Annotated in this window: 15 protein-coding genes and 1 tRNA gene; 6 read left to right on the forward strand and 10 right to left on the reverse strand. The window is 33.7% G+C overall.

Features of this window, described 5'->3' with window-relative positions; translation table 11 throughout:
• Window positions 1–29: 29 nt before the first annotated feature.
• The 7 genes from ACICP1_RS05380 to ACICP1_RS05410 form a co-directional block, all read right to left on the reverse strand.
• The gene (locus ACICP1_RS05380) at window positions 30–1,157 is read right to left on the reverse strand and encodes a SurA N-terminal domain-containing protein (RefSeq protein ID WP_264377203.1); all 1,128 of its coding nucleotides are present in this window, start codon (window positions 1,155–1,157) and stop codon (window positions 30–32) included.
• Window positions 1,158–1,275: 118 nt separating this feature from the next.
• A tRNA-Ser gene (locus tag ACICP1_RS05385) sits at window positions 1,276–1,366 on the reverse strand.
• A gap of 98 nt (window positions 1,367–1,464) precedes the next feature.
• Window positions 1,465–1,971: an inorganic diphosphatase gene (gene ppa, locus ACICP1_RS05390; RefSeq protein WP_395461247.1), complete on the reverse strand. Its 507-nt coding sequence runs from the start codon at window positions 1,969–1,971 to the stop codon at window positions 1,465–1,467.
• 80 nt (window positions 1,972–2,051) lie between these two features.
• The gene (locus tag ACICP1_RS05395; RefSeq protein WP_395461248.1) at window positions 2,052–3,329 is read right to left on the reverse strand and encodes a hypothetical protein; all 1,278 of its coding nucleotides are present in this window, start codon (window positions 3,327–3,329) and stop codon (window positions 2,052–2,054) included.
• Window positions 3,330–3,441: 112 nt separating this feature from the next.
• Window positions 3,442–4,548, reverse strand: a complete 1,107-nt coding sequence (gene mnmA, locus ACICP1_RS05400; RefSeq protein WP_264376559.1) for a tRNA 2-thiouridine(34) synthase MnmA — start codon at window positions 4,546–4,548, stop codon at window positions 3,442–3,444.
• 227 nt (window positions 4,549–4,775) lie between these two features.
• A complete protein-coding gene (locus ACICP1_RS05405; RefSeq protein ID WP_264376115.1) occupies window positions 4,776–5,843 on the reverse strand; it encodes a rod shape-determining protein in 1,068 nt (355 codons plus the stop codon).
• Between the two features lie 20 nt (window positions 5,844–5,863).
• Window positions 5,864–7,282, reverse strand: a complete 1,419-nt coding sequence (locus tag ACICP1_RS05410; protein WP_010403317.1) for a carboxypeptidase — start codon at window positions 7,280–7,282, stop codon at window positions 5,864–5,866.
• 274 nt (window positions 7,283–7,556) lie between these two features.
• Between ACICP1_RS05410 and ACICP1_RS05415 the strand changes: the two genes are divergently transcribed.
• The 3 genes from ACICP1_RS05415 (at window position 7,557) to ftsH (ending at window position 11,519) form a co-directional block, all read left to right on the forward strand.
• Complete coding sequence (locus ACICP1_RS05415) at window positions 7,557–8,036, forward strand: OmpA family protein (protein ID WP_007302208.1); 480 nt, start codon at window positions 7,557–7,559, stop codon at window positions 8,034–8,036.
• A gap of 142 nt (window positions 8,037–8,178) precedes the next feature.
• Window positions 8,179–9,471: a tRNA lysidine(34) synthetase TilS gene (tilS, locus tag ACICP1_RS05420; protein ID WP_264704550.1), complete on the forward strand. Its 1,293-nt coding sequence runs from the start codon at window positions 8,179–8,181 to the stop codon at window positions 9,469–9,471.
• A gap of 218 nt (window positions 9,472–9,689) precedes the next feature.
• On the forward strand, window positions 9,690–11,519 hold the full coding sequence (ftsH, locus tag ACICP1_RS05425; RefSeq protein WP_395461249.1) for an ATP-dependent zinc metalloprotease FtsH: 1,830 nt from the start codon (window positions 9,690–9,692) through the stop codon (window positions 11,517–11,519).
• Window positions 11,520–11,643: 124 nt separating this feature from the next.
• Here the strand turns inward: ftsH and ACICP1_RS05430 are convergent, their stop codons facing one another.
• The gene (locus ACICP1_RS05430) at window positions 11,644–12,513 is read right to left on the reverse strand and encodes a hypothetical protein (protein ID WP_395461250.1); all 870 of its coding nucleotides are present in this window, start codon (window positions 12,511–12,513) and stop codon (window positions 11,644–11,646) included.
• 236 nt (window positions 12,514–12,749) lie between these two features.
• Between ACICP1_RS05430 and ACICP1_RS05435 the strand changes: the two genes are divergently transcribed.
• From ACICP1_RS05435 to ACICP1_RS05445, 3 genes are all read left to right on the forward strand, one after another.
• Entirely contained in the window at window positions 12,750–13,244 is a 495-nt protein-coding gene (locus tag ACICP1_RS05435; protein WP_010403296.1) for a hypothetical protein, read from the forward strand.
• A 284-nt stretch (window positions 13,245–13,528) separates the two neighbouring features.
• A complete protein-coding gene (locus tag ACICP1_RS05440) occupies window positions 13,529–14,776 on the forward strand; it encodes a pyruvate dehydrogenase complex dihydrolipoamide acetyltransferase (RefSeq protein WP_019236772.1) in 1,248 nt (415 codons plus the stop codon).
• 68 nt (window positions 14,777–14,844) lie between these two features.
• Window positions 14,845–15,606 (forward strand): hypothetical protein, encoded by a 762-nt coding sequence (locus ACICP1_RS05445; RefSeq protein ID WP_010403294.1) that lies wholly within the window; start codon window positions 14,845–14,847, stop codon window positions 15,604–15,606.
• 99 nt (window positions 15,607–15,705) lie between these two features.
• Here ACICP1_RS05445 and ACICP1_RS05450 read toward each other — a convergent pair whose 3' ends face one another.
• Together ACICP1_RS05450 and ACICP1_RS05455 are read right to left on the reverse strand one after the other, a co-directional pair.
• Window positions 15,706–17,451, reverse strand: coding sequence for a type I secretion system permease/ATPase (locus ACICP1_RS05450; RefSeq protein ID WP_064085532.1), 1,746 nt, complete (start codon window positions 17,449–17,451; stop codon window positions 15,706–15,708).
• Between the two features lie 294 nt (window positions 17,452–17,745).
• Window positions 17,746–21,369 carry an ankyrin repeat domain-containing protein gene (locus ACICP1_RS05455; protein WP_395461251.1) on the reverse strand — a complete coding sequence of 1,208 codons (3,624 nt, stop codon included), beginning with the start codon at window positions 21,367–21,369 and terminating at the stop codon, window positions 17,746–17,748.
• Window positions 21,370–21,479 lie beyond the last annotated feature (110 nt).

Below are 21,479 nucleotides of genomic sequence, written 5' to 3' on the forward strand. Positions count from 1 at the left end.
TTTTTATGGAGTAGAAAACCTCTCTAACTTCAATTAAACTGATAACTAACAGCTGCATTTTTACGCATATTATCCAATAACAGGTTGCTTTGTATCATAATCTTTTGTTGATACATTTCCTGTTTGATTGCTTCTATATCCATTGCATTATTTTTGATATCACATAACATCATCAACTTTGCAGTGCTATTTTCTCTTAATTCTACTATTTCATTCATATTTGTTTTACTAAATAAAATCTGTAAATCAGGATTTAAATTTCGCATTTTTATTTCAAACTCTTTTACGCTTGGCAACTTGAAATCATCTGCTAACTTGTCAAAATTTAAACAACTGACCTTTTGCTCCTTAAAACTAGAGAGTAAACTTTCTGAACCTTCAACTACAACCTGTTTCAGTTTTAAAGTACTTTTCAGCATTGTATGATTAAGCTGTACTTTATCTATGACTTTTATAACAGAGTAACCTTCGCTTAAACTAACCGGACCTGCTACATCACTGATTTCTAATCCTTCCAAAACGTCCTTGAGTTTACCTTTTAGCTGACTTAAATTAACGGTTGCTTTGCTCATCTTTATTGAAGATTCTGGATTATTACTGCTACGTAATTGTTTTATTAAATCTTCAGCCATCTTCTGATCAGGAATTACAAACTCCTGAAATGTAATAAGGTAGTCAGGTTTCTCTTTTTGTTTTCTTACATCGTCCACTTCTTTATCGCTGATATTGACAAGTGGCACAATTCCTACTTCAATAATCTTGTTCCACAGTAGCTGACACTTTACTTGTTTTTTTAGGGTATTGAGATCTATATTATGCTTTTTTACGTATTGATCAACTTCATCAGCCTCAAGTTTTAAACTTTGAGTTAAGAATAACGTGACAGCATTATTTAACTCCTCGTTACTCAATTCTATATTCATCTTCTGTGCTTCGCTGACAATGATAATTTCGTCTATTAACTGTCTTAGAATTTGAGATTTTACCTCTTTTTGATTAATCTTCTGATTGCCAAGCAATGAATTTATAAAATTGACGCGTTTTTCAATATCTAAATTTGAAATTGGCTCACCATTTACATCTGCAACAATTTCAATCTCAGTTGCAAGTAACCTAAGCGGCAGCATTATTAATATCAAAATTAGTATTTTATGCATATAAAATTATTTAGCTAATAACTAATTCTATAATAAATACTGAATAAACGCTAGCTAACTTTTTAATAATTAAAAAAGAGGATGAAATTACTGTAATGAATACCTAAACAATAATATACGGAAGGAGAGGGATTCGAACCCTCGATACGACTTTTCAATCGTATAACGGTTTAGCAAACCGCCGCCTTCAGCCGCTCGGCCACCCTTCCAAATTATTACTATAATATCAAGACCTTTACTGCCTGTCTAATGCTTTTAACCGCAATATAAAAAACAACAATATTTTTCTGAGCAGCTCTAATGCAAACTAATTTCTACTTTTTTCAATGATTTTTTTTGCTTCTTCTACATCAGCCCATTCTCCAACTGTCACCGTTTTTCCCTTTTCTAAATCTTTATAATGAGAAAAGAAATGAGAAATTTTATCTAGTAAGTTTTTAGGTAAGTCAGAATAGTTTTTTATATTCTCATAATAGCTATCAACACTGGAGATAGGTACGGCTAATATTTTTTCATCCTCTCCTTTTTCATCTTTAGTGAGCAATGCACCTACTGGACGCACCGATATCAAAACTCCAGGCGCTAAAGGAAATTGAGTTAGCACCAAAACATCCGCAGGGTCACCATCACCTGCGCAGGTATTTGGTACAAATCCATAATTGCAAGGATAAGTCATTGAGGTAGACAAAAATCTGTCAACTTGTAATAATCCGAGCTCTTTATTAAATTCATACTTTACGGGTTCAGCATTTGCGCCTATTTCAATTACTACATTTATTTCATCTGGTTTTGTTGTTATTTTGCTTAAATCCATGGATTACCTCGTTATTCAAGAGAAGATATTATATAGCATACACTTTAAAAGTGCTACATTTATCATTCATAAGTAGAGGTTTATGGTTGCATAGGACCATTTGTAAAACCATTAATAGTTGCACTGTTGAACGTTGAATGTGGCGGTTCTTGAGGTGATTTCAGTAGTTGAAATAAAGCATATACTACTACAATAGTCAGTACTGCAGCAATTATTAGATTAGTTTGTGGGCTCATTGAGTTAAACAAATTTTGCTCCATAAGGAAATAATCAGCAACATATAACCCAACAGACAATACAAACATACCTAAAATAAGTTTACAGAATGTATTTTTGTGATTTTGCTTGCTGAGGATGAAATTTGGCCTACATTCATTCTCTTCTTGTTGCACTGAGTAGTATATATTCTCAGGGCTTGTTACTAACTGTTCAAATTCATCGCTGTTTTGGTTTTTTAACAGTTGCTCTAGAGTACGTTTGATATTTTTAGGATATAGGAAATCTTGACTGTGTTGCTCTCTTTGAGCTGTAAATGTCTCCTCCAATGCACTTATATCTCTATAATTAAGTGTATACTTGGTGAATCCATTTCTATGCGTTAACTCAATTTCTTGTAATACTTGTAGTAACTTCTGAATGTAATCGTAATACAGTGGTGTATTGATTGCTTTAGCTTTCTCATTAATATATTGATTAAGTGGTAAAATATCTCGATTTTCAGTACATGTAGAAAATATACCATAACTAGAAAATAGTAATGCTATGTCTTTATCCACTTTTATATTATGTATGGAATAATAATGATTTATTACCTCTTTACATAAGCTAAACTCTTTATCAAATTCATTTGCATAGCTTATTTTGAGTAACTTTTTAACATTATTGAGTACTTGTTTCTCAAAGTCATCATTATTGTTAAATAGAGCTTCACCTTTCGGATTTGCTAGAATATTAAAAAGCTTTAGTTTTTTTTGATCTTCTGTCAATCCTACTTGATCTACAATTTCCCTTAGCAGTTTCTTCGAAGTGTCACAAAGAGTAGGTATTTTTTTACTTTCAACTGCAGCATATATTTTATCAATTACTTCTTGAGTATTGAACTGAGCATTTTTTGCAAGAACTCTATAAGCTTGAACATAAATTAAAAACAATCCTTGTAGACTAAATTTTAAGTTAAAATATTTATCTAATGGCTCTTGTTCTTTTTTATTAATGAATTCGGATAGACCTATATGATTTCTGCAATCCATGCAATGATGTAAGTCAGCATGTTGAAAACTGCCCAAACGAATAAATGCGGCCTCTAGTAAATTGCCCTTACCAACAATTTTTATTAACTCTTCAACTTCTTTAACCATCCCTCTAGTCCACAATATAATAATTACCTTTATAGTATAAAGAATATAGGATAAAACAGCAATAAATTTTATTGTATGTTTACATTCTGCATTAAAAAATTAAACCACCAAGTTAGGAGCATATCCAACCTCCACCTATAACTTGTTCGCCCTTATATGCTACACAGGCTTGACCTGGACTGATGCCAAAGTAATCGTCGTTTAAAATTACACAGGCTTTATTTTTTTCGTCAGTCGAATGTATTGTCGCTAAGCTTCCTGCATGTGATGACCTAAGCTTCACAGTTACTTCCATGCCTTCTTTTGGTTGTTCTAACCAATTTAACTCTTTGACCAATATCTTTTTTTGCATTAGAGCATTGATCGGGCCTACTACAACTTCATTATTTTCTGTATTAATTCTTACTACATAAAGAGGCTCACTGTGTGCAATGCAGAGGCCTCTTCTCTGGCCCACTGTAAAATTTACTATGCCGCTGTGCTCACCTAGCACTTTTCCATGAATATCCACTATTTTACCTTTCTGTACAGATTGTGGAGCTAATTTAGCTATTGTTTTACTATAGCTTTCGGAAACAAAGCATATATCTTGACTATCCGGCTTTTCAGAGATTTGTAAGCTAAAATATTTTGCTAATTTTCTTATATCACTTTTATAGAACTCACCTAGTGGAAATCGCAAAAGCTTTAACTGCTCCTCAGTTGTAGCAAACAAAAAATAACTTTGATCTTTACTTTTATCAATACTTCTGCACAACTTTACCTCACCATTTTCTTCTAATCTTCTTACGTAATGTCCTGTTACGAGCACATCCGCACCAAGATTTTTTGTGACTTGCAATAGATCACGGAATTTTACTGTTTGGTTACATCTTACACATGGTATGGGGGTTTCCCCACGCATATAGGTATTTGCAAAATCCTCTATTACTTCCTTTTTGAATATTTCCTCGTAGTTTAAAATATAGTGGGGAAAGCCAACACTTTCAGCCACGTATTTGGCATCATAAATATCCTGTCCAGCGCAGCATGCACCCTTTCTCGCATTACCATCACTGCCATAGAGCTGAAGAGTCACACCTATCACTTCGTACCCAAGGTTATACAGCAGTGCTGCAGCAACGGAGCTATCAACTCCCCCGGACATTGCAACAATAGCCTTAGTTTGATGCGGAGCTTTATCTTTTAATAAAGGTTCAATTTCAAATTCTTTTAGCATATAATTTATAAACACAAACCTGGTGTCAAGCACTGGAATCCAGTTTCTATTACACAATTTCATCGAAACAGCGTACTTATTTGTAGTCAAGTTCCAGTGTCAAGCGCTGGGATGACACCCCTTCCTGCTGGAAGTTGCCTTTAAATTACTTGGTGCGTGACACTGGGATCTCATTTATATTACATAATTCCATCAAAACAATTCGATAAACTGCCTTCAAAAACAATTTAATCTTGCTTGAATAAAACATGGCCAAAATAGTCCATGTTTTCAAGTACTTTTCCGCTACCCAGGGCAACACAACAAAGTGGATCATCTGCAACACGAACTGGTAATTTTGTTGTTTCACTAATAACTTTACTCAAGTTGCGCAATAACCCACCTCCACCAGATAAAATTATTCCTCTATCAACTATATCAGAAGAAAGTTCAGGTGGAGTACTCTCCAGTGCAGTTCTAATAGCAGAAATTATCTGATGTACAGGCTCTATTAGGCTCTCTGCAACTTGATATTCTGATAAAAGCATTTCTTTTGGCATACCACTCACTAAATCCCTGCCTTTAATTATCATTCCCTCTTTGTTGTTTTCAACTGGCAGACTGGCTGAACCGACGCTTTTCTTAATTTTTTCAGCAGTTGTTTCGCCAATCAATAACTTATGATTTTCACGAATGTATGACTTTATTGCCTCATCCATAATATCGCCACCTACTCTGGCAGAACGTGAATAAACAATTCCACCTAAAGAAATAATTGCAACTTCAGTTGTACCACCTCCTATGTCAACAATCATAGAACCTTCAGGTTCGGTAACTGGAAGTCCAGCCCCAATTGCTGCAGCCATTGGTTCTTCAATTAAGAATACTTCATTTGCACCAGCACTTTCTGCTGCATCTTGTATAGCACGCCTTTCAACTGGGGTAGATCCAGATGGAACACATATGATAATATTAGGCTTATTAACAGTGAATCTTGTGTTTGCGCTGCGTATGAAATATTTTAACATTTCTTCCGCGCTTTTAAAATCAGCAATAACTCCGTCTTTCAAGGGCCTTATCGCTTCTATTTCTCCAGGTGTTTTTCCGAGCATCATCTTAGCTTTTTTGCCAAAAGCATAAGGAACGTAACTTCCTTTTTCTTTTACTCTTGCTACAACTGAGGGTTCATCAAGCACTATCCCCTGACTTTTCTGATAAACTAAAGTATTTGCAGTACCAAGATCTATAGCAATATCGCTAGCAAATAAACCTTTGAAAGTAAAAAAATTTCTGATTAAATTCTGAACAAAACTCATACACAACTCAAGAAAACCATTTATTGAGACAAATTATACTTTTCAGATAAGTAGCTAGTGTAGCACTCAATATCTAAATCCCTACCTGTTACCTTTTTTAGCTGTTCCAAAAAGCCATAATTTGCACTATATACATTTTTAGAGAACCAATCGATAAGTAAACTGAAATCTCCTTTTACTATAGAATCTAAAAATTCGTAATGATTTTTCTTAATGAAAGAAAAAAACTGCACAGCAGCGATTAACGCTATGACTTTAATAGGAAAGTAGCCTATAACACCACTTATCCAATACTCATCTTGAAAATAAGTGTCTAGCTCATTTTTAGCTTTTACTGAAATCTTGTAATGCTTCATACCTTCCAACCATTTATCGTGTAGATCTTTAACTTCTAACGTACCATTTATTAGATCTTGTTCTAATTTAGTTCTTAGCATAATGTGAGCCAATAAACTAAATTCATCCGCATTCTTCAAAAAAGATGAAAGATTTACTTTATTGAAAATCAAATACAAATTTTCAACACTACTATTAATTTTGCCTTTTGTAGAAAGTTTCTCCTTTATGTGTGGTTGAATGAACTCAATAAATTCTCTGGATGTTCCAATGATCCTTTCCATGAATAACCCTTGAGTTTCATACATAATATGTTTCGTAATTGAGCTCTTTATAGAATTTTGCGCTAAACATTTTTGATGAATTGCATAACCAGTATGCCGTAAAAGTAAAAATAAACCATAACAAAGGTCAGATTCATCATAATCGATAGGATCGTAATAAGAAATGGAAATCTCATTTGGTGTAACACTCATTTGCTGTAAGAATAAGGAACCAAGTTCAATCTGTCTCTGAACCGTAACTTTTTGTATATTAGTAACCTTATCCTTCTTCTGCTTTTGAGTTACTTTCTCTACATTTTCACTAAAAAATTTACCTAGCTTAGGAAATATTTCCTTTATGTTCTTTTCTGTGATATTAGAGTCATAGTCAGCAAGCAATGACTCATAGTTTGAGCGCTTTAATTGCTGCGATTTTATAGAAGCTGCTTCACGAGTAAGCTTAATTAGGTTAGTAAAGCATTCTTTCAGCTTTTCTAAGTTACTAATTTCAGAATTAGTTAGCCTCCATAAGTTTTGGCATTCAATCTTAGCTTTGGACAAAGATTTTACTAAATCAACAGGAATAGCACTGCTGCTTTTGTGTATCCCCTCTATTAACTTTAGCTGCTGAATATTAGCACTCTTTTTATTCCTAAGAGCATTCGCTAATGATTCCTTTATTGCATCATGAGAGATAATTTCATGTCTGATTTCCTCTAGAAGACACATTTGTTCAACTTTGTCCTCTACATTCAATTGGCTTTTGCTTAGTAGTTTTAGTGTGTTTTCGATATTCCTTACCTTATGTAATACTTCCTCTAAAAACTTATAAGATCTCATTTTTATTCATTGCTTTGAAACATCTGCTTAATATCGTAATAGATTAATAATAAAGTTAAAAGTATATTTGCTTAAAGTACAATAAAAAATTGTATTTTTATTCTTTTATTGTACTTCATTGCTAAGAATTGAGCATCTTATCAGAAAATTAATTATAAGATTGTAAAGAAAACATTTAGTATTTTATTTCCCTTGACTCTATTCTAGTATAGAGGGATTATTAGTACTAAAATTAAAATTACGCACTATATTTTAAATTTATGGAGGTTTAGTGATGTGGAGTAGACTGATTATAATGTGTTGTTTTTGTTTACTGCTTACTGGTGTAAGTTCTTGCCCTAAAAAAGGAGTAAATACGACAAATAAAATGAATGCTGTTGTTAAGCAGATAGGTGATAAAAGAGTTTTCTTTGGTTATGATGAATCTAGTATCAGTGAAGTGAGTGCAGATGCATTACTTGACGTGATGGAAGTGTTACAAAATAATCCTGACGCAAAGGTCACTTTAACTGGTCATACTGACAATCGTGGTTCTCACGAGTATAATCTTGCACTAGGAGCTAGAAGAGCAGATGCAGCTAAAAAATTTATGGTCAGCTGTACACCTTATCTAGAAAATAGAATAAAAACTGCTTCTAAAGGTGAAACTGAGCCTTTGGTTAATGTAAAAGATGATTCTAGAAATTCCAAATATGAAAAAGAGCATGCTAAAAATCGTAGAGTGGAATTTTCATTTTCTGGAATAAAGAAGTAGTTTCTTGCATTAAAACCTGGATCCCAGTGTCAAGCACTGGGATGACAAAAGAGAGCAATTCCGCTGCTTGTTAGCGGGATCTATATATACCACAAATAAGTTGCTGTATGACGTAGAGACTATCTGGCCATCAAGAAACATAATGAAATTAGAGTTATTATTTCAAAATATAGCTAATAGCTTTGCTTTCCATAACCAAATCGCAGTTGCAGTATCAGGTGGTGTAGATAGTATAGTCTTACTGCATTTAATGACTAACTGGGCAAAAAAAAACAAGCTTTCACTTCCTATAGCATTAACAGTAAATCATGGGTTACGTTCAGAGTCTCAAAAAGAAGCTGATTTTGTTATAAGTTATGCAAAAGAACTTGGAGCAAAGGAATCGTTCATATTAAATTGGGAGAAGCAAAATATTAAAGGTAATATTCAGTTACAGGCACGAAAAGCACGATATAAGTTACTAGCAGAGTGGTGTAAAAACAATAATGTTAAATGTTTGCTCGTTGCTCATCACAAAGATGATCAAGCAGAAACGTTCTTATTAAGATTGGAGCGAGGTAGTGGAGTAGATGGATTATCATCAATGGATTACAAATCTTTCTTAAATGGTATTTATATATTTAGGCCGTTGTTAAATTTTAGTCGTAGTGAAATAGAAAAGTACGCTAATCTTCACCGGTTAAAATGGATCGAAGATAGAAGCAATTATGACTTAAAATACAGACGAACTTTATACCGTAACTTACTTAAAGCAAGTGACAATCAAGAGATTTTAACAGAGCGAATATGCCTCACAGCCCTTCATATGAAAAGAGCTGCAAAAGCGTTGATGCACTACACACGCCTTGCACTTAATGACTGCGTTAATATTCATGATCTTGGTTATATTGAAATTAAACTAGATGAACTTTATAAACTGCCAGAGGAAATAGCTTTAAGGCTTCTTCTTTATTCTATAATGGCAATTGTCAACAAGCACTATAAACCAAGGTGCCGTAGCCTTATCGCAATATTTAATAGAATATTGCAACAAAATAGTGATGTTAATTGCACACTCTATGGATGCAAAATAAGAAAATATGGAGAAAGTATTTTGATAATGAGAGAATCGTCAAATATACAGGAAATTACTGTACACTTACCATTAAATGGTTCTATTGAATGGGATAACAGGTTTAGCTGCACAATATTTGGAGATCAGGAGTGTTCAGTAACTATTGCTCCGCTAAAAAAAACACAAAAAATCCCTGAATTTCTAAAAAATTATGATTATTGCTCTGAAGTTTACTATTCTTTGCCTACAGTACAAAAAGATGGAAAGATGCTTGCTTATCCATGTATGAAACATAATAGTAAGAGCACTAGTGATGATGAGATTAAATATTTTATTTCTAGTATAATAAAGGAAAATTTGCTAAAGTTAACTGATATTTAATTAAGGATTACAATGAGTGGGGCAAGATTTTTTAAATTTGTAATTATTTTTCTAAAGTTTACTACTCTTTTCCAACAGTGAAAAAAATGGAAAGGTGGTTGCTTATCCTGATGTAAATTATAACGGAGAAATACGGTGATGATAAGATTCGATGCATTATTAATAGCACGATAAAACAAAATTTGGTAAGCTTGATTAGTGTTTAATTAGAAATGTAAATGAAAAAATTTTTAGAAGGCTTATTGATCTGGTTAGTGATTATTGTTCTTATTTCAGTTGCTTATATTCAATTTAGCGGAAGTATAGGTAAGAATAAAACAACCATACCTTTTTCAGAATTTTTAACTAGACTAGAAGATAATGATATAGAAAATATTACAATAAGAAACCAAAGTATCGAAGGGAAGTTTAGGGATGGGTCAGCCTTTAACTCAAGTGGTGTTATATATAGTGACTTAATAAAAAGTTTGCATGATAGGAAAGTGAAGTTCTCCTTTTCAATTGGAGACTCTGCAATAGGTATCATTGGTGGATTACTTATTCAATGGGTTCCGACCCTTATCTTTATCGGTTTATTACTTTTCCTTTTTAAACAAACGCAAGCAGGAGGTAATAGAACTATAAGCTTTGGCAAATCAAAAGCTAGGCTTATGACTACTGGAAAAAAAGTGACATTTGATGATGTTGCTGGGATTGATGAAGCAAAAGAAGAGTTGGTTGAAATTGTTGATTTTCTTAAACAAAGGCAAAAATTTCAAGTGTTAGGTGGGAAGATACCAAAAGGATGCCTTTTAATTGGTTCCCCTGGAACTGGTAAAACTCTACTTGCTCGTGCAATTGCAGGTGAAGCTAATGTACCGTTTTTTAGTATTTCTGGATCTGATTTCGTTGAAATGTTTGTCGGTGTTGGTGCAAGCCGTGTCCGGGATATGTTTGATCAAGGTAAGAAAAATGCTCCTTGTATAATTTTCATAGACGAAATAGATGCAGTAGGTAGGCATCGCGGCATCGGTCTTGGTGGCGGTAACGACGAAAGGGAACAAACATTAAACCAGTTACTGGTTGAGATGGATGGTTTCGAGTCTAATGAAGGTGTGATAATAATTGCTGCAACTAACCGTCCAGACGTCCTAGATCCAGCACTACTTAGACCTGGTCGTTTTGACCGACAGATTACTATTTCTTTACCTGATATAAATGGGCGTGAGAGAATATTAAATACGCATATAAAGAAAATATCGATAGCACCAGATGTAAACGTAAAAACAGTTGCGAGGGGAACGCCAGGTTTTTCAGGGGCTGATCTAGCAAATTTAGTGAATGAGTCTGCGCTTATTGCTGCAAGAAGAAATAAGAAAATTGTTACCATGGATGATTTTGAGTATGCACGTGATAAAGTGATGATGGGCATGGAAAGAAGGTCCTTAGTCATTACAGAAGAAGAAAAAAAGCTTACTGCTTACCATGAAGCTGGTCATGCAGTAGTTGCAGTTAATATTCCTGCTTCTGATCCTATACACAAAGCAACAATTATTCCACGTGGTAGAGCACTCGGTTTAGTTATGAGACTACCAGAAACAGATAGAGTGTCCCTCACAAGAGAAAAGATGCTAGCAGATATAACTGTTGCAATGGGTGGACGTGTGGCAGAAGAGCTAATTTTTGGCTATGATAAAGTCACAAGCGGTGCATCTTCAGATATAAAACTAGCATCAGATTTATCACGTTCTATGGTGACAAAATGGGGAATGAGTGACAAAATAGGGCCAATATATCACAATCGTGAACAAATCACACATGATTCTGAGACAATTTCTGAAGATACGTTAAGACTTATAGATGAGGAAATAAAGAAAGTTGTATTTTCTTGCTATGAAAAAGCAAAAGACATTTTAACCAAGCGTAGGAAAGACTTGGAGCTCATTGCTGAAAATCTACTGGAGTTTGAAACTTTAACAGGAGATGAAATAAGAGACATATTAAGTGGAAAAAAAATTGTTAGAAATGAAAATGAAGGTAAGGAAGAGGTAAGGAGATCCTCTCTCTAATCAGATCTGGCTTTATTTAACCGCTAAAACAAAAATTTTTAATTAATTAGCTTAAGTTATAAGATCATAGTTAAGCCGATGTATTTTATAAATGGACTTTTTTGAACATTCTTCCAATTTTTTTCTAAATAACTCTTTGCCTATTTAAATAAGTATGTTCAGTATTAGAGCTTTCCAGACCGCTACTAGGAGAAAGATTAGGTTCTTGACCTTTAAACATCTCTATTAGCTTTAATACAGGAGCAGTTCCTGCTACAATAGCTCCTATAACAGCAGTAGCACCCATGATGAGAAGAATCGGTTCTGCAGTGGTGATTACACAAAGCTCAATACATAAACCAGCAATGACCATACCAACCATTATACCAATGAAAGCACCTACAATTATGGATGAAACTACACCAATTAATTCTCCTATTTTTGAACTAAGTGGTACTTCTCTTTCACGTCTAATACGCCTAATATAGCGTGACCTCATTTGTCCTCTCATTATTACATTTTCATCCCTGTTTCCAAAGAGATTCAATGACGCTTCTCTTTCTCTAATAAAATTTGGCCGCATTTGTTGTTCTCTTGCCCTTCTTCGCTCTCTCATTATTATGTTTTCCTCAAAGAGGTTTAGTGGTACTTCTCTCTCACCTCTAATTCTAACATGATTTAGCTGTGCTTGTTCTACTAATAACCTTATTGTACTTGTTATTTCATTTAGCGGTGCTCTTCCTCCAATATCCTTAATTGCCTTCTCAAATTTTAATAGCGACTTGTTATTTAGTCTGACATTATTCTGAGAATCACAAACAATAACCCAATCTAAAATTGGCTTTTTTTGACCACCATACTCTATATAATCATTAATGTGTTCCTTTAGTTTTTTAATTATCTCTACTGCTCTTGTTTCCATAGCTTCTATGGCGCTATCTTCACTTTCTATGAGTATATTGAAAACAATTCCTAATAACTCCTGTTGTAAATCCTTTCGTTCTTTAATATTCATAATTAGCCTCAACTTTTATATGCTATTTTGCCAAAATAATTTTACCAAATAAGTAATATATATACAATAATTCTCGTTTAAAAATTTTTTTACATTGGCTTATCTCAGTTATGTTTTAGGATGTAAAAGCTTCTTACTTTAATAATTTATTAAAGTAAACCATATATGGATTGCTATTTAGGAGCAGCTGTTGTACTTTAATCAGAAGGTACAGTAATGTAAGAAGGAGGTACTTTGTGTCTTTAAAAAATGAAATTTCTGAATTGATAGAGCAACAGCTTGGCATTAAATATCATGACAATTGCTTAGCTTACACTATCCATAATTCGGCTGCAGGTGAAATATCCGATTCTATTGCTCTTTGCATAGTTGGCTGTGGCGATTGTGAGATTAAGTATCAAGGTATTGCTAATTCATTTAACATAACGAAAGAAGAAATTAACCAAAGTAATATAGAAAGCATAAAAAATAAGATAGAAAGTGAAGCTAGAAAAGAAGGTAGTGAATTTTCCGAGTTGATTTCTAAGATGGATCAATCGCTGAAAGAACAAAGTGAAAAGTCTATTATACAGATTTTAAATTCATCTGCTGAAGAGATGTTAAGGAGTTTTTGTGGTAGTTCTATACAGAGAACAGAGGATAAAGAAGTTAGTCTGTCCTCTGCTTCACATGAAGAGCCTGCTACAGAAGATTCGGAAACTACTATTAATTCTGATCTTTTATCAATTTAACCAGCTCCTCATATAAATTTTTTCTGTACCCAAGCTATATGTTTGTGAGAGGATAGTAAGCACTACATTTTTCTATTTCCATTATAACAGATTCGTCTATTTTCATGATGATCTTACTATTTGTACTCTGTCTAGGACTAAGCAATAGAAATAGTAGGATAACAGTAGTCAACCAAGATTCCAGCATCACGTACTAGGATGATATAAGTATCATGATTTACGATTAGATTGACATAGGGTAAAGAGTAAATTAAAAATTAAATAGATCTTTTAATGCAGAATAAATGCCTATAGAAATATTGATGCCCGCTCTTTCCCCAACAATGAGTAAAACTGGAGGGAAAATTGTAAAGTGGTGTAAAAAAGAACAAGATAAAGTTGAAATAGGTGATGTAATCGCTGAAATTGAGACTGATAAAGCCATAATGGAGTTTGAATCTGTCGATGAAGGAGTTTTGGCAAAAATTTTAGTGTCGGAAGGAACAAGTGGCGTGCCTGTAAATCAACTGATAGCTCTAATGTTAGAGGAAGGGGAAGATAAAAGCGCACTTGATTTAGCTTCTGCCATCAATACCAAGGTTGAGAAGGAGGTTGAAGCCGATTTTTCAGTATCATCCAACCCTTCGATTTCATCTAGCTCTTCAATGTCATCCCAGTGCGTGACACTGGGATCTAAAAAAGAGGATAGAGCAACAGAAAATAGAATAAAAGTAAGCCCCTTAGCTAAAAAAATAGCTCAAAATGAAGGTGTTGATATAAAGCGATTAAAAGGTACAGGTCCATATGGTCGTATCATCAAAGCTGATGTATTAGAATTTTTAGATCAAACTAAAAGCTATGAGAGATTTGAGGAAAATACAACAGTTGAAGTAAGTAATATGCGCCAAGTGATAGCGCAGCGCCTAGTTGAATCTAAGCAAAATATTCCACACTTTTATTTAACTGTAGACTGCCACGTTGATAAGCTAATATCGCTCAAAAATGAGGTTAATTCAGCAAATGAGAACAATAAAGTAACAATTAATGACTTAATTATAAAAGCTGTGGCTTTCAGCATGAAAAAATTTCCTGACATAAACTCATCGTGGATAGATACTAAGATAGTAAAATATTCAAATATAGATATCTCAATTGCTGTAGCGCTTGAGGATGGACTTATTACTCCTATAGTAAAAAATGCTGATGAAAAAAGTGTTTTATCTATATCAAAAGAAGTGAAAGATTTAGTAAATAGAGCACGATCTGGAAAATTAAGGCCTGAAGAATTTCAAGGAGGAGGGTTTACTATTTCTAATTTAGGCATGTTTGGTATAAAAACTTTCAGTGCTATAATCAATCCACCACAGTCTTGCATTATGGCTGTCGGCGCATCTAAAAAACAACCAGTTGTCATAAGTGAAAAAATAGAGATAGCAGAGGTAATGACAGTTACTCTCTCTGTTGACCACAGAGCAGTTGATGGAGCACTCGGAGCAAAATTTTTAAATGCCTTTAAGTACTATATAGAAAACCCTACAGTGATGCTTCTGTAGCCTTATTAGCATAAAATTAATACCTCTTAGTTTATACTTTTGTTAGTTAATAGGTTTAGAGGTAAAATATGACTGATAAAAAGATAGAAAAACGTAGTATATCTTTTGATGCTACAAAATCAAAATTTTCAAACGATAGGTTTCAAATAGATTCCTCATCTAATGAGTCAATAGATACCATTGGTAAAAAATTTAAGTATGAAGTGAAACTTCCAGGTGTTATTCACACTACAACAAGAAAAAATAATGTTGGAAGCGGATTAAATGAGTTAGATCTAAGAAAGAAAAATGAAAACTCTTTCAAGACACCAATAAAGAATATTGAAGAATCAGATAGTAAGAGAAACCAAAGTCATTTGCTGTTTCAGGAGGACTCATTTCCAGAACTACCAGCATGTGCATATAAGCCAGCACTGCTGCCAAAACCATCAAAAGAAAAAATAAAGGAAGCTGTAGATAAAATGCGCAATAATAGAAAAGCTCATAATTCTGCAAGTGTTGAAAATGGTGTTAGTTCAGACAGGTTCAAAGTGCGCCCGTTCTTATGTAGTGATATAGATGGATATGTAGCTCCTGACAAACGTGACCGTAATCTAGAAAGGTGTAGGGTTACACATGATAGCAGTAAGCTTGAAGCACAAATGGAAAGAAAGCATGGGTTTCAATCAGATCCAAGTGTTAAGCATGTAAAGGCTGATACTGTAGTATGTTCTATTACTAAAGGTCATGACAAAAAAGGCGTTAAATCTGATGTCTCATATACACAAGAGCCTATATCAGAAATGTCTAAGGTCAATGTGAGAGAATTAGCAAATAGGTTCCGCGGCTAATCATTATTGGATTTTTCTAATAACAATTTCTTAAGATTTTATAAACTGTGCATATAGTACTCTATAAGAGAAAGAGAAGTGTGACAGCTTCTCTCTTTCTTAACCACTTGCTGAAGAACGTTTATCTTCTGTGGCATCTGGTGATGGAGCAACTAATCTGCTCAAAATCTCATCTTTTGGTCCCATATCATAAATAACACCATCTGACATGATAATCACTTTATCAACTACGGATAGTAACGGTAGCTTATGAGTGATGATAACAGTGGTAGTATTTTGCTCTCTTGCAACATTGATTGCATTAATCAAGCGCGCCTCTCCATTACTGTCTAAGTTAGCATTCGGTTCATCAAGAACTAAAAGCTTAGTATTACCATAGAAAGCCCTTGCAAGTCCAAGAAGCTGTTTTTGGCCACCAGAGAGTATTACTCCTCCAGGTCCTCCTATTGTTGTATCATACCCATTTGGTAAGCTCAGTATTAATTCATGTATTCCTGCAGTTTTTGCTGCTTTGATTATTTCTTCAGGATTTGGGTCTGGTCTCATTCGAGCAATATTAGCTTTAACACTAGTGTTGAACAACTCAATATCTTGAGGTAAGTAGCCAACATAATTACCAAAATTTTCTCGATTCCAAGTGTATACATCAGCACCATCTAGTCTGACTACACCAGATATGGGTTTCCATACACCAACAATTAGCTTGGCAATGGTGGACTTACCAGAAGCGCTTGCGCCAATAACACCAACTACATCCCCTGGTTCTATTAAAAATGATATTCCTTTTACTGTTGGCTTATTACTCCCATAAGGAGTAAAGAATACTCTATCAAATTCCAACTTCCCTTCAGGCTCTGGTAGAGCCATAGTTTGCTCTCTTTTTGGTGATGTTAGGATAAGTCTTTGCAGCCTGCCATATGACATTTTGGCTTGATTTAAAAATTTCCAAGTATGAACTGCTGCATCAAATGGAGCCAATACTCTACCCATCAAAATTGAGGCAGCAATGATACTACCAGCAGTTTTGTGAGCTGTGATTGCGAGTAATGCACCTGTTCCAATTACTGAAATTTGGAGAGTCGAGCGTAAAAACTTAGTAATCCCAGTAATCACATTAGAACGATTCTGCGCTGTAACTTGCATTGCACGATTTTGATCATTCCGTTTACACCAATCAGAAACTATAAATTCTGACATACCCATAGCTTCAACCACCTCTGCATTTCGTGTTGCAACATCTATAGCATTAATATTACGTATAGTTTCTTCATTGGTTTCTCTCAATATACGCTTAGTAGCAAGTTCATTCCATACTGCCATTGAAACTAATATAATAATTCCGGCAATAGCTATAAACCCTGTAGAGGTATGTATCATAAAGATGAAAACAAGGTAAATTAACGACCATGGAGTATCAAATAGTGAAAATATACCATTTCCTGTAATGAAATTTTTTATTACCCCAAGATCTCGTATTGCTTCACCGCTGGAAGTTGAGCTCTGCACTGATGTTAGCCTAATTGACCTTACTATTAGGTCTGGTGTTGCAGTTTTATCAATCCAGTCGCCAATTTTTGCCATGGCTAAATATCGACAAGTTTCAAGCATTGCAGAACATGCAAACGCAGATAAAGTAATAATCGTCAGCATAACTAATGTTGATACACTCTCGCTCGATATCACTCGATCAAGTACCTGAGAAGTATAGAGTGGCAAAAATAACATCAACGCATTAATCCCTGAACTAAACCAGAAAATGAACCAAAACGCACTCTTGCACTTCTCTAGACAAGTATATAGTATACTTTGCTTTAATTCTTTTTTTATTGATGGAGTAATTTCCACAATCTTCCTTTTAACTTAACTATATGCACCATATATAACTTTTATTTCAAAAGTATTAACAGCTATTGCCTTACCCTATCGTTAATATAATAAAATGTTAACATATGCGAATAGGAAAACATAAACTTTTTTATAGCAAGACTATCTAATTCCTTCTCTACTATAATCTTATACGATAGCCTTGCCAATTTTTCTATGTTTTCCTTATCTACTACTCAATGACAGTTTACTATAATGCTTACTATCACTCCTCTGAAAGTTGATGCTATCAGAGTCAGTGATTACAATCTGCATCTATTTTCCTCTTTCTATATGATCAGGAAGTATTACATATTCCAATGATCTAGCTGTAATTGCTCTTTTTCTCACACAAGATGGACTTGAATATACCCTTGGTCTATATCTTTCGAATTTAAAACAGTCAACAGTAATCCCCTCCTCAAAGTTAGAAAGTATTAGAGATGGAGATTTACTAACTTCCTTATCACTCACAGAATTATTTGCACTACCATAACTCACATGACGCGCTGCACTATGATTGTTACCACACTCTTCTCTTGAGGTTGAACCGCTTGGATTAAAAGGAGTCGAAAATTTTGAATACCCATTGGTATCACCAAATCGTTTTATCAACCCACAGTTTTCTTCATTCATTTTTGTAATATTCTCTTGATTAGCACCTTCTGATAAGCTTGATGAAGCAATAAGATCTTCTTTTTTCTTACTAAAGATATTGCCTATTTTTAGCTTGGTTGCAACATTCTTGAATTTGTTTTTCGGAGCTTTTGGTTTAATTTCTGGATGCTCATTTATAGTAATTACACATGATGGATTATCTAACTTGTCCATTGTATTTTGTACTCTACTGTTGCGTCTTGAAAACAGACTAAGTTTTGCTGTTAAATCATTCAAAACAGGTGAACTTTTTCTACCTTCTAAAGACTTATTCGAACATGGTACTGCACTACCACCCCTACTCACTTTCTGAGGAGAAATATTGAGTTTGTCTTTACTCTCTAATCTAGTTTCATGCGTAAACTTGTAAAGTTCATTTTCCAATCGTGAAATATCTTCTGCATTCTTTATTAATAGTTCCAATATTGAGTTGTATTCCTCCAAATCATGATCCCCTACTTTTGTCTTAGCTAACTTTCCTGTAACCTCTTCAATTCTGTTCATTTTTTCAGTATAGTTTTCTATCTTACGTTTAACAGGTTCTTTTTGAAGGCCAATCACTAAGTTGTATAAGATAAGTAAAAATGATATCGAAGAAAATGCAATGGAAATCCAGGTAAGAATTTCTTCCTTTTCAGGTTCTGCATTATTATACTTAACGCAAACAGAAATAATCACACTTGATATTGACATGGCCAGATTATAGTAGTCTAGAAGCTTTTTGCTTCTTTCTTGATCTTCCATATTAAGTCTATCATATTTCCTTTTTTTGTTTTCCCTTATTTCATAAAAGAAATCTAAAAATAACCTCAAGATATTTGTGTCGCCATGTTTAAAAGCATAATCTAAAGCTGTTTTTTTTGCATTATCCTTTATATCAAAATTTATCTTCTTATTTACAGTTTTCTCTCCGGTGCTGATTGTTAGGTAGAATAAGGCTTTAATAGCTTTTTCCCTTAAGCGCTCATTTTGTTTACGCTTTTCTAAAACCAACTTTTTCAAAAATTGACCTTGCTTAAAATCCTCATTTATAGTTTTTTCAAAATCATTATCACTCATTACAAGATAGTGTAATGCTGTTCTTCCAGATTTAGATACAACATTTAACATTTTCTTATTATAGGGGTAATGATTATCTGTCATAAAATATTCTATTAACTCAGCATTAAGGCTCATGGCAGCTAAATGTAGAGGTATAAGCCCTTGACTGTTTGTGTTAAAAAGTGGTACTGTGTTCCTAATAATTGACTTAGCAATACTTTCAATAACATACTGAGAGAATCCTATGTCGTCGGCAAGAGCAGCCATGTGTAACGGTGTATTGTCATTTTCATCATATAACACTTTGATGTTAGCAGCCACCTTTTTACCTACAAGTTCTTTTGACACAAATTCAAGACATTCCTTATTGCCGCTCAAAATAGCTGCAAATAACAACTTTTTTTGTGTATTTTGTTCTAAAAAAATACCCTTTGGGCTTTTTTTTACCAAATACTTAACGCATTCTACTCTTCCACTGAGGATAGATAAGTGTAGTAAAGTTTGTCCATCCTTATTTTTCTTACTTAATATTTCTCCCACTCTCTCTTTTTTAAAAAGGTGCTCAAGGCATGATTTATTACCAACACGTGCTGCCATATGAAAGACGGTGTCACCGTTGCTATTCTCACGCAAAACCTCTTGATAAACGTCAAATTTCTTCTCTTCCAACTTTTTTTCTATCATGCTTAAAAACGATAAATCAAGTTGGGCAGCAAAATGTAAAGGGGTGTTTCCTTCATTATTACTCTTATTTATTTGCATGCTTCTGTCTATTAATAGACTCACACATTTTTTTCTTAGTTCTGTTTCTGTATTACTCGATAGAGCTAAGTGTAGGGCCATATTTCCTTTGCGTGTTTCTGTACTTAAATCGTAATCAGGAAATTTATTGAGTAAAAATGTTAGACAATCATACTTCCCGTACATTGCAGCTAAATGTACAAGATCTCTTCCATACTCACCTTTGGATTGAAGTATGCTATTTCCTATATTTTCATAAAATAGCTCTATACAATATGTATTACCATGTATAATAGCAATATGTAAGGGGGTGTTACCTTGTTTATTCTGAACAATTTTTGCACCTGATTTAATAAACAATTCTATTAGCTGTTTATTTCCATGTTTTGCAGCTATATGCAATGGGGTGTTACCATCTACATTTTCTTGATCAATTTTACTGTTTGGTCTACCTAAAAATTTTAGATGCTTTATAAGAAAATTTATGGCATTTTCTTGAGTTTCTGAGTTACCTGCAATCTTATGAAAAGGATTCTCATTATATTTATTTTTTAAAAATTGTACTTGATTATCAATGAAGAATTTTATGCACTCAGCATTTCCAGATTGCACAGCATAGTGTAATGCGTTATTTCCATATTTATCTGTTTTAATTTTCTCCTTATCAAAAATTCCTTTTGCTGTCAATATTTCTTTTAAATATTCTAGGAGGTTAGGACTTCCGCTTCTGGCAGCATAGTGTAACTCAGTTTTATTATTGGTAGTGCAACTAAAATCTGCTTCATTTTCTATGAGAATTTTCAAGCATTCTTTATTACCAGATTTAGCCGCATAGTGTAGTGGTGTTTTGCCATCTCTATCTTTATTCCTTAATGCTTCTTCAATGTCAAAATTAGAATTTTCTATCACAAAACGTAAAATATCTTCTTTACCCAACTCAGCTAAATAATGTAGAAGTGTTTTATCATTACTATCTGCAAAATTCTCCAGTTTTGTAATCAATTCTTTCTTCATACCAAGAATTAGAGATACAGCCATTTTAATATCACAATCCCTATTTTTCTTTTGTTGTCTTTCCCTAATTCTTTCAATAGCCACTGTTAATAGCGAAGAACCATCATTACTTATTATATTCCATCCATCTTGACAAAATTTTTCAGCTAATGAATCACTTATATTTTCTTCTAAAATCCTGCTTTTTATATAATCAAGATTATTAGTACATATATTATAGTTTTCTTCTTGAGTTACTTTGTTAATATAATCATATATGATTATTAGGTCTTGCTTATTGACTTTATCTTCTGAATTGCCTTGTAATGAAGAGAGGTCTATATTACTAATTGCTTTGGCCATACCAACGTTTACCGCAACAAATAAACCCGACCTGATTGTCTTTGCGCTTGTACTAGATTTAGCTTTGAAAACATTAGTAACTGTGTCAAATTTATTTTTGAACATACTGTACCTCATAAATAATAATGCCGGTAGTGAATAAGGCTTTAGTAGATACCACTGTAATTTTTAAGCCTACAAAAATTCACCAGCGGCCGCATTATATAGTAGATAAT

This window comes from Wolbachia endosymbiont (group B) of Ablattaria laevigata (genome assembly GCF_964277395.1).
Taxonomy (GTDB): Bacteria; Pseudomonadota; Alphaproteobacteria; order Rickettsiales; family Anaplasmataceae; genus Wolbachia.

Coding starts and splice junctions, on each gene's coding strand:
- ACICP1_RS05380 (WP_264377203.1), bottom strand. CDS start 1,157: ATGCATAAAATACTAATTTTGATATTAATAATGCTGCCGCTTAGGTTA.
- ppa (WP_395461247.1), bottom strand. CDS start 1,971: ATGGATTTAAGCAAAATAACAACAAAACCAGATGAAATAAATGTAGTA.
- ACICP1_RS05395 (WP_395461248.1), bottom strand. CDS start 3,329: ATGGTTAAAGAAGTTGAAGAGTTAATAAAAATTGTTGGTAAGGGCAAT.
- mnmA (WP_264376559.1), bottom strand. CDS start 4,548: ATGCTAAAAGAATTTGAAATTGAACCTTTATTAAAAGATAAAGCTCCG.
- ACICP1_RS05405 (WP_264376115.1), bottom strand. CDS start 5,843: ATGAGTTTTGTTCAGAATTTAATCAGAAATTTTTTTACTTTCAAAGGT.
- ACICP1_RS05410 (WP_010403317.1), bottom strand. CDS start 7,282: ATGAGATCTTATAAGTTTTTAGAGGAAGTATTACATAAGGTAAGGAAT.
- ACICP1_RS05415 (WP_007302208.1), top strand. CDS start 7,557: ATGTGGAGTAGACTGATTATAATGTGTTGTTTTTGTTTACTGCTTACT.
- tilS (WP_264704550.1), top strand. CDS start 8,179: ATGAAATTAGAGTTATTATTTCAAAATATAGCTAATAGCTTTGCTTTC.
- ftsH (WP_395461249.1), top strand. CDS start 9,690: ATGAAAAAATTTTTAGAAGGCTTATTGATCTGGTTAGTGATTATTGTT.
- ACICP1_RS05430 (WP_395461250.1), bottom strand. CDS start 12,513: ATGAATATTAAAGAACGAAAGGATTTACAACAGGAGTTATTAGGAATT.
- ACICP1_RS05440 (WP_019236772.1), top strand. CDS start 13,529: ATGCCTATAGAAATATTGATGCCCGCTCTTTCCCCAACAATGAGTAAA.
- ACICP1_RS05445 (WP_010403294.1), top strand. CDS start 14,845: ATGACTGATAAAAAGATAGAAAAACGTAGTATATCTTTTGATGCTACA.
- ACICP1_RS05455 (WP_395461251.1), bottom strand. CDS start 21,369: ATGTTCAAAAATAAATTTGACACAGTTACTAATGTTTTCAAAGCTAAA.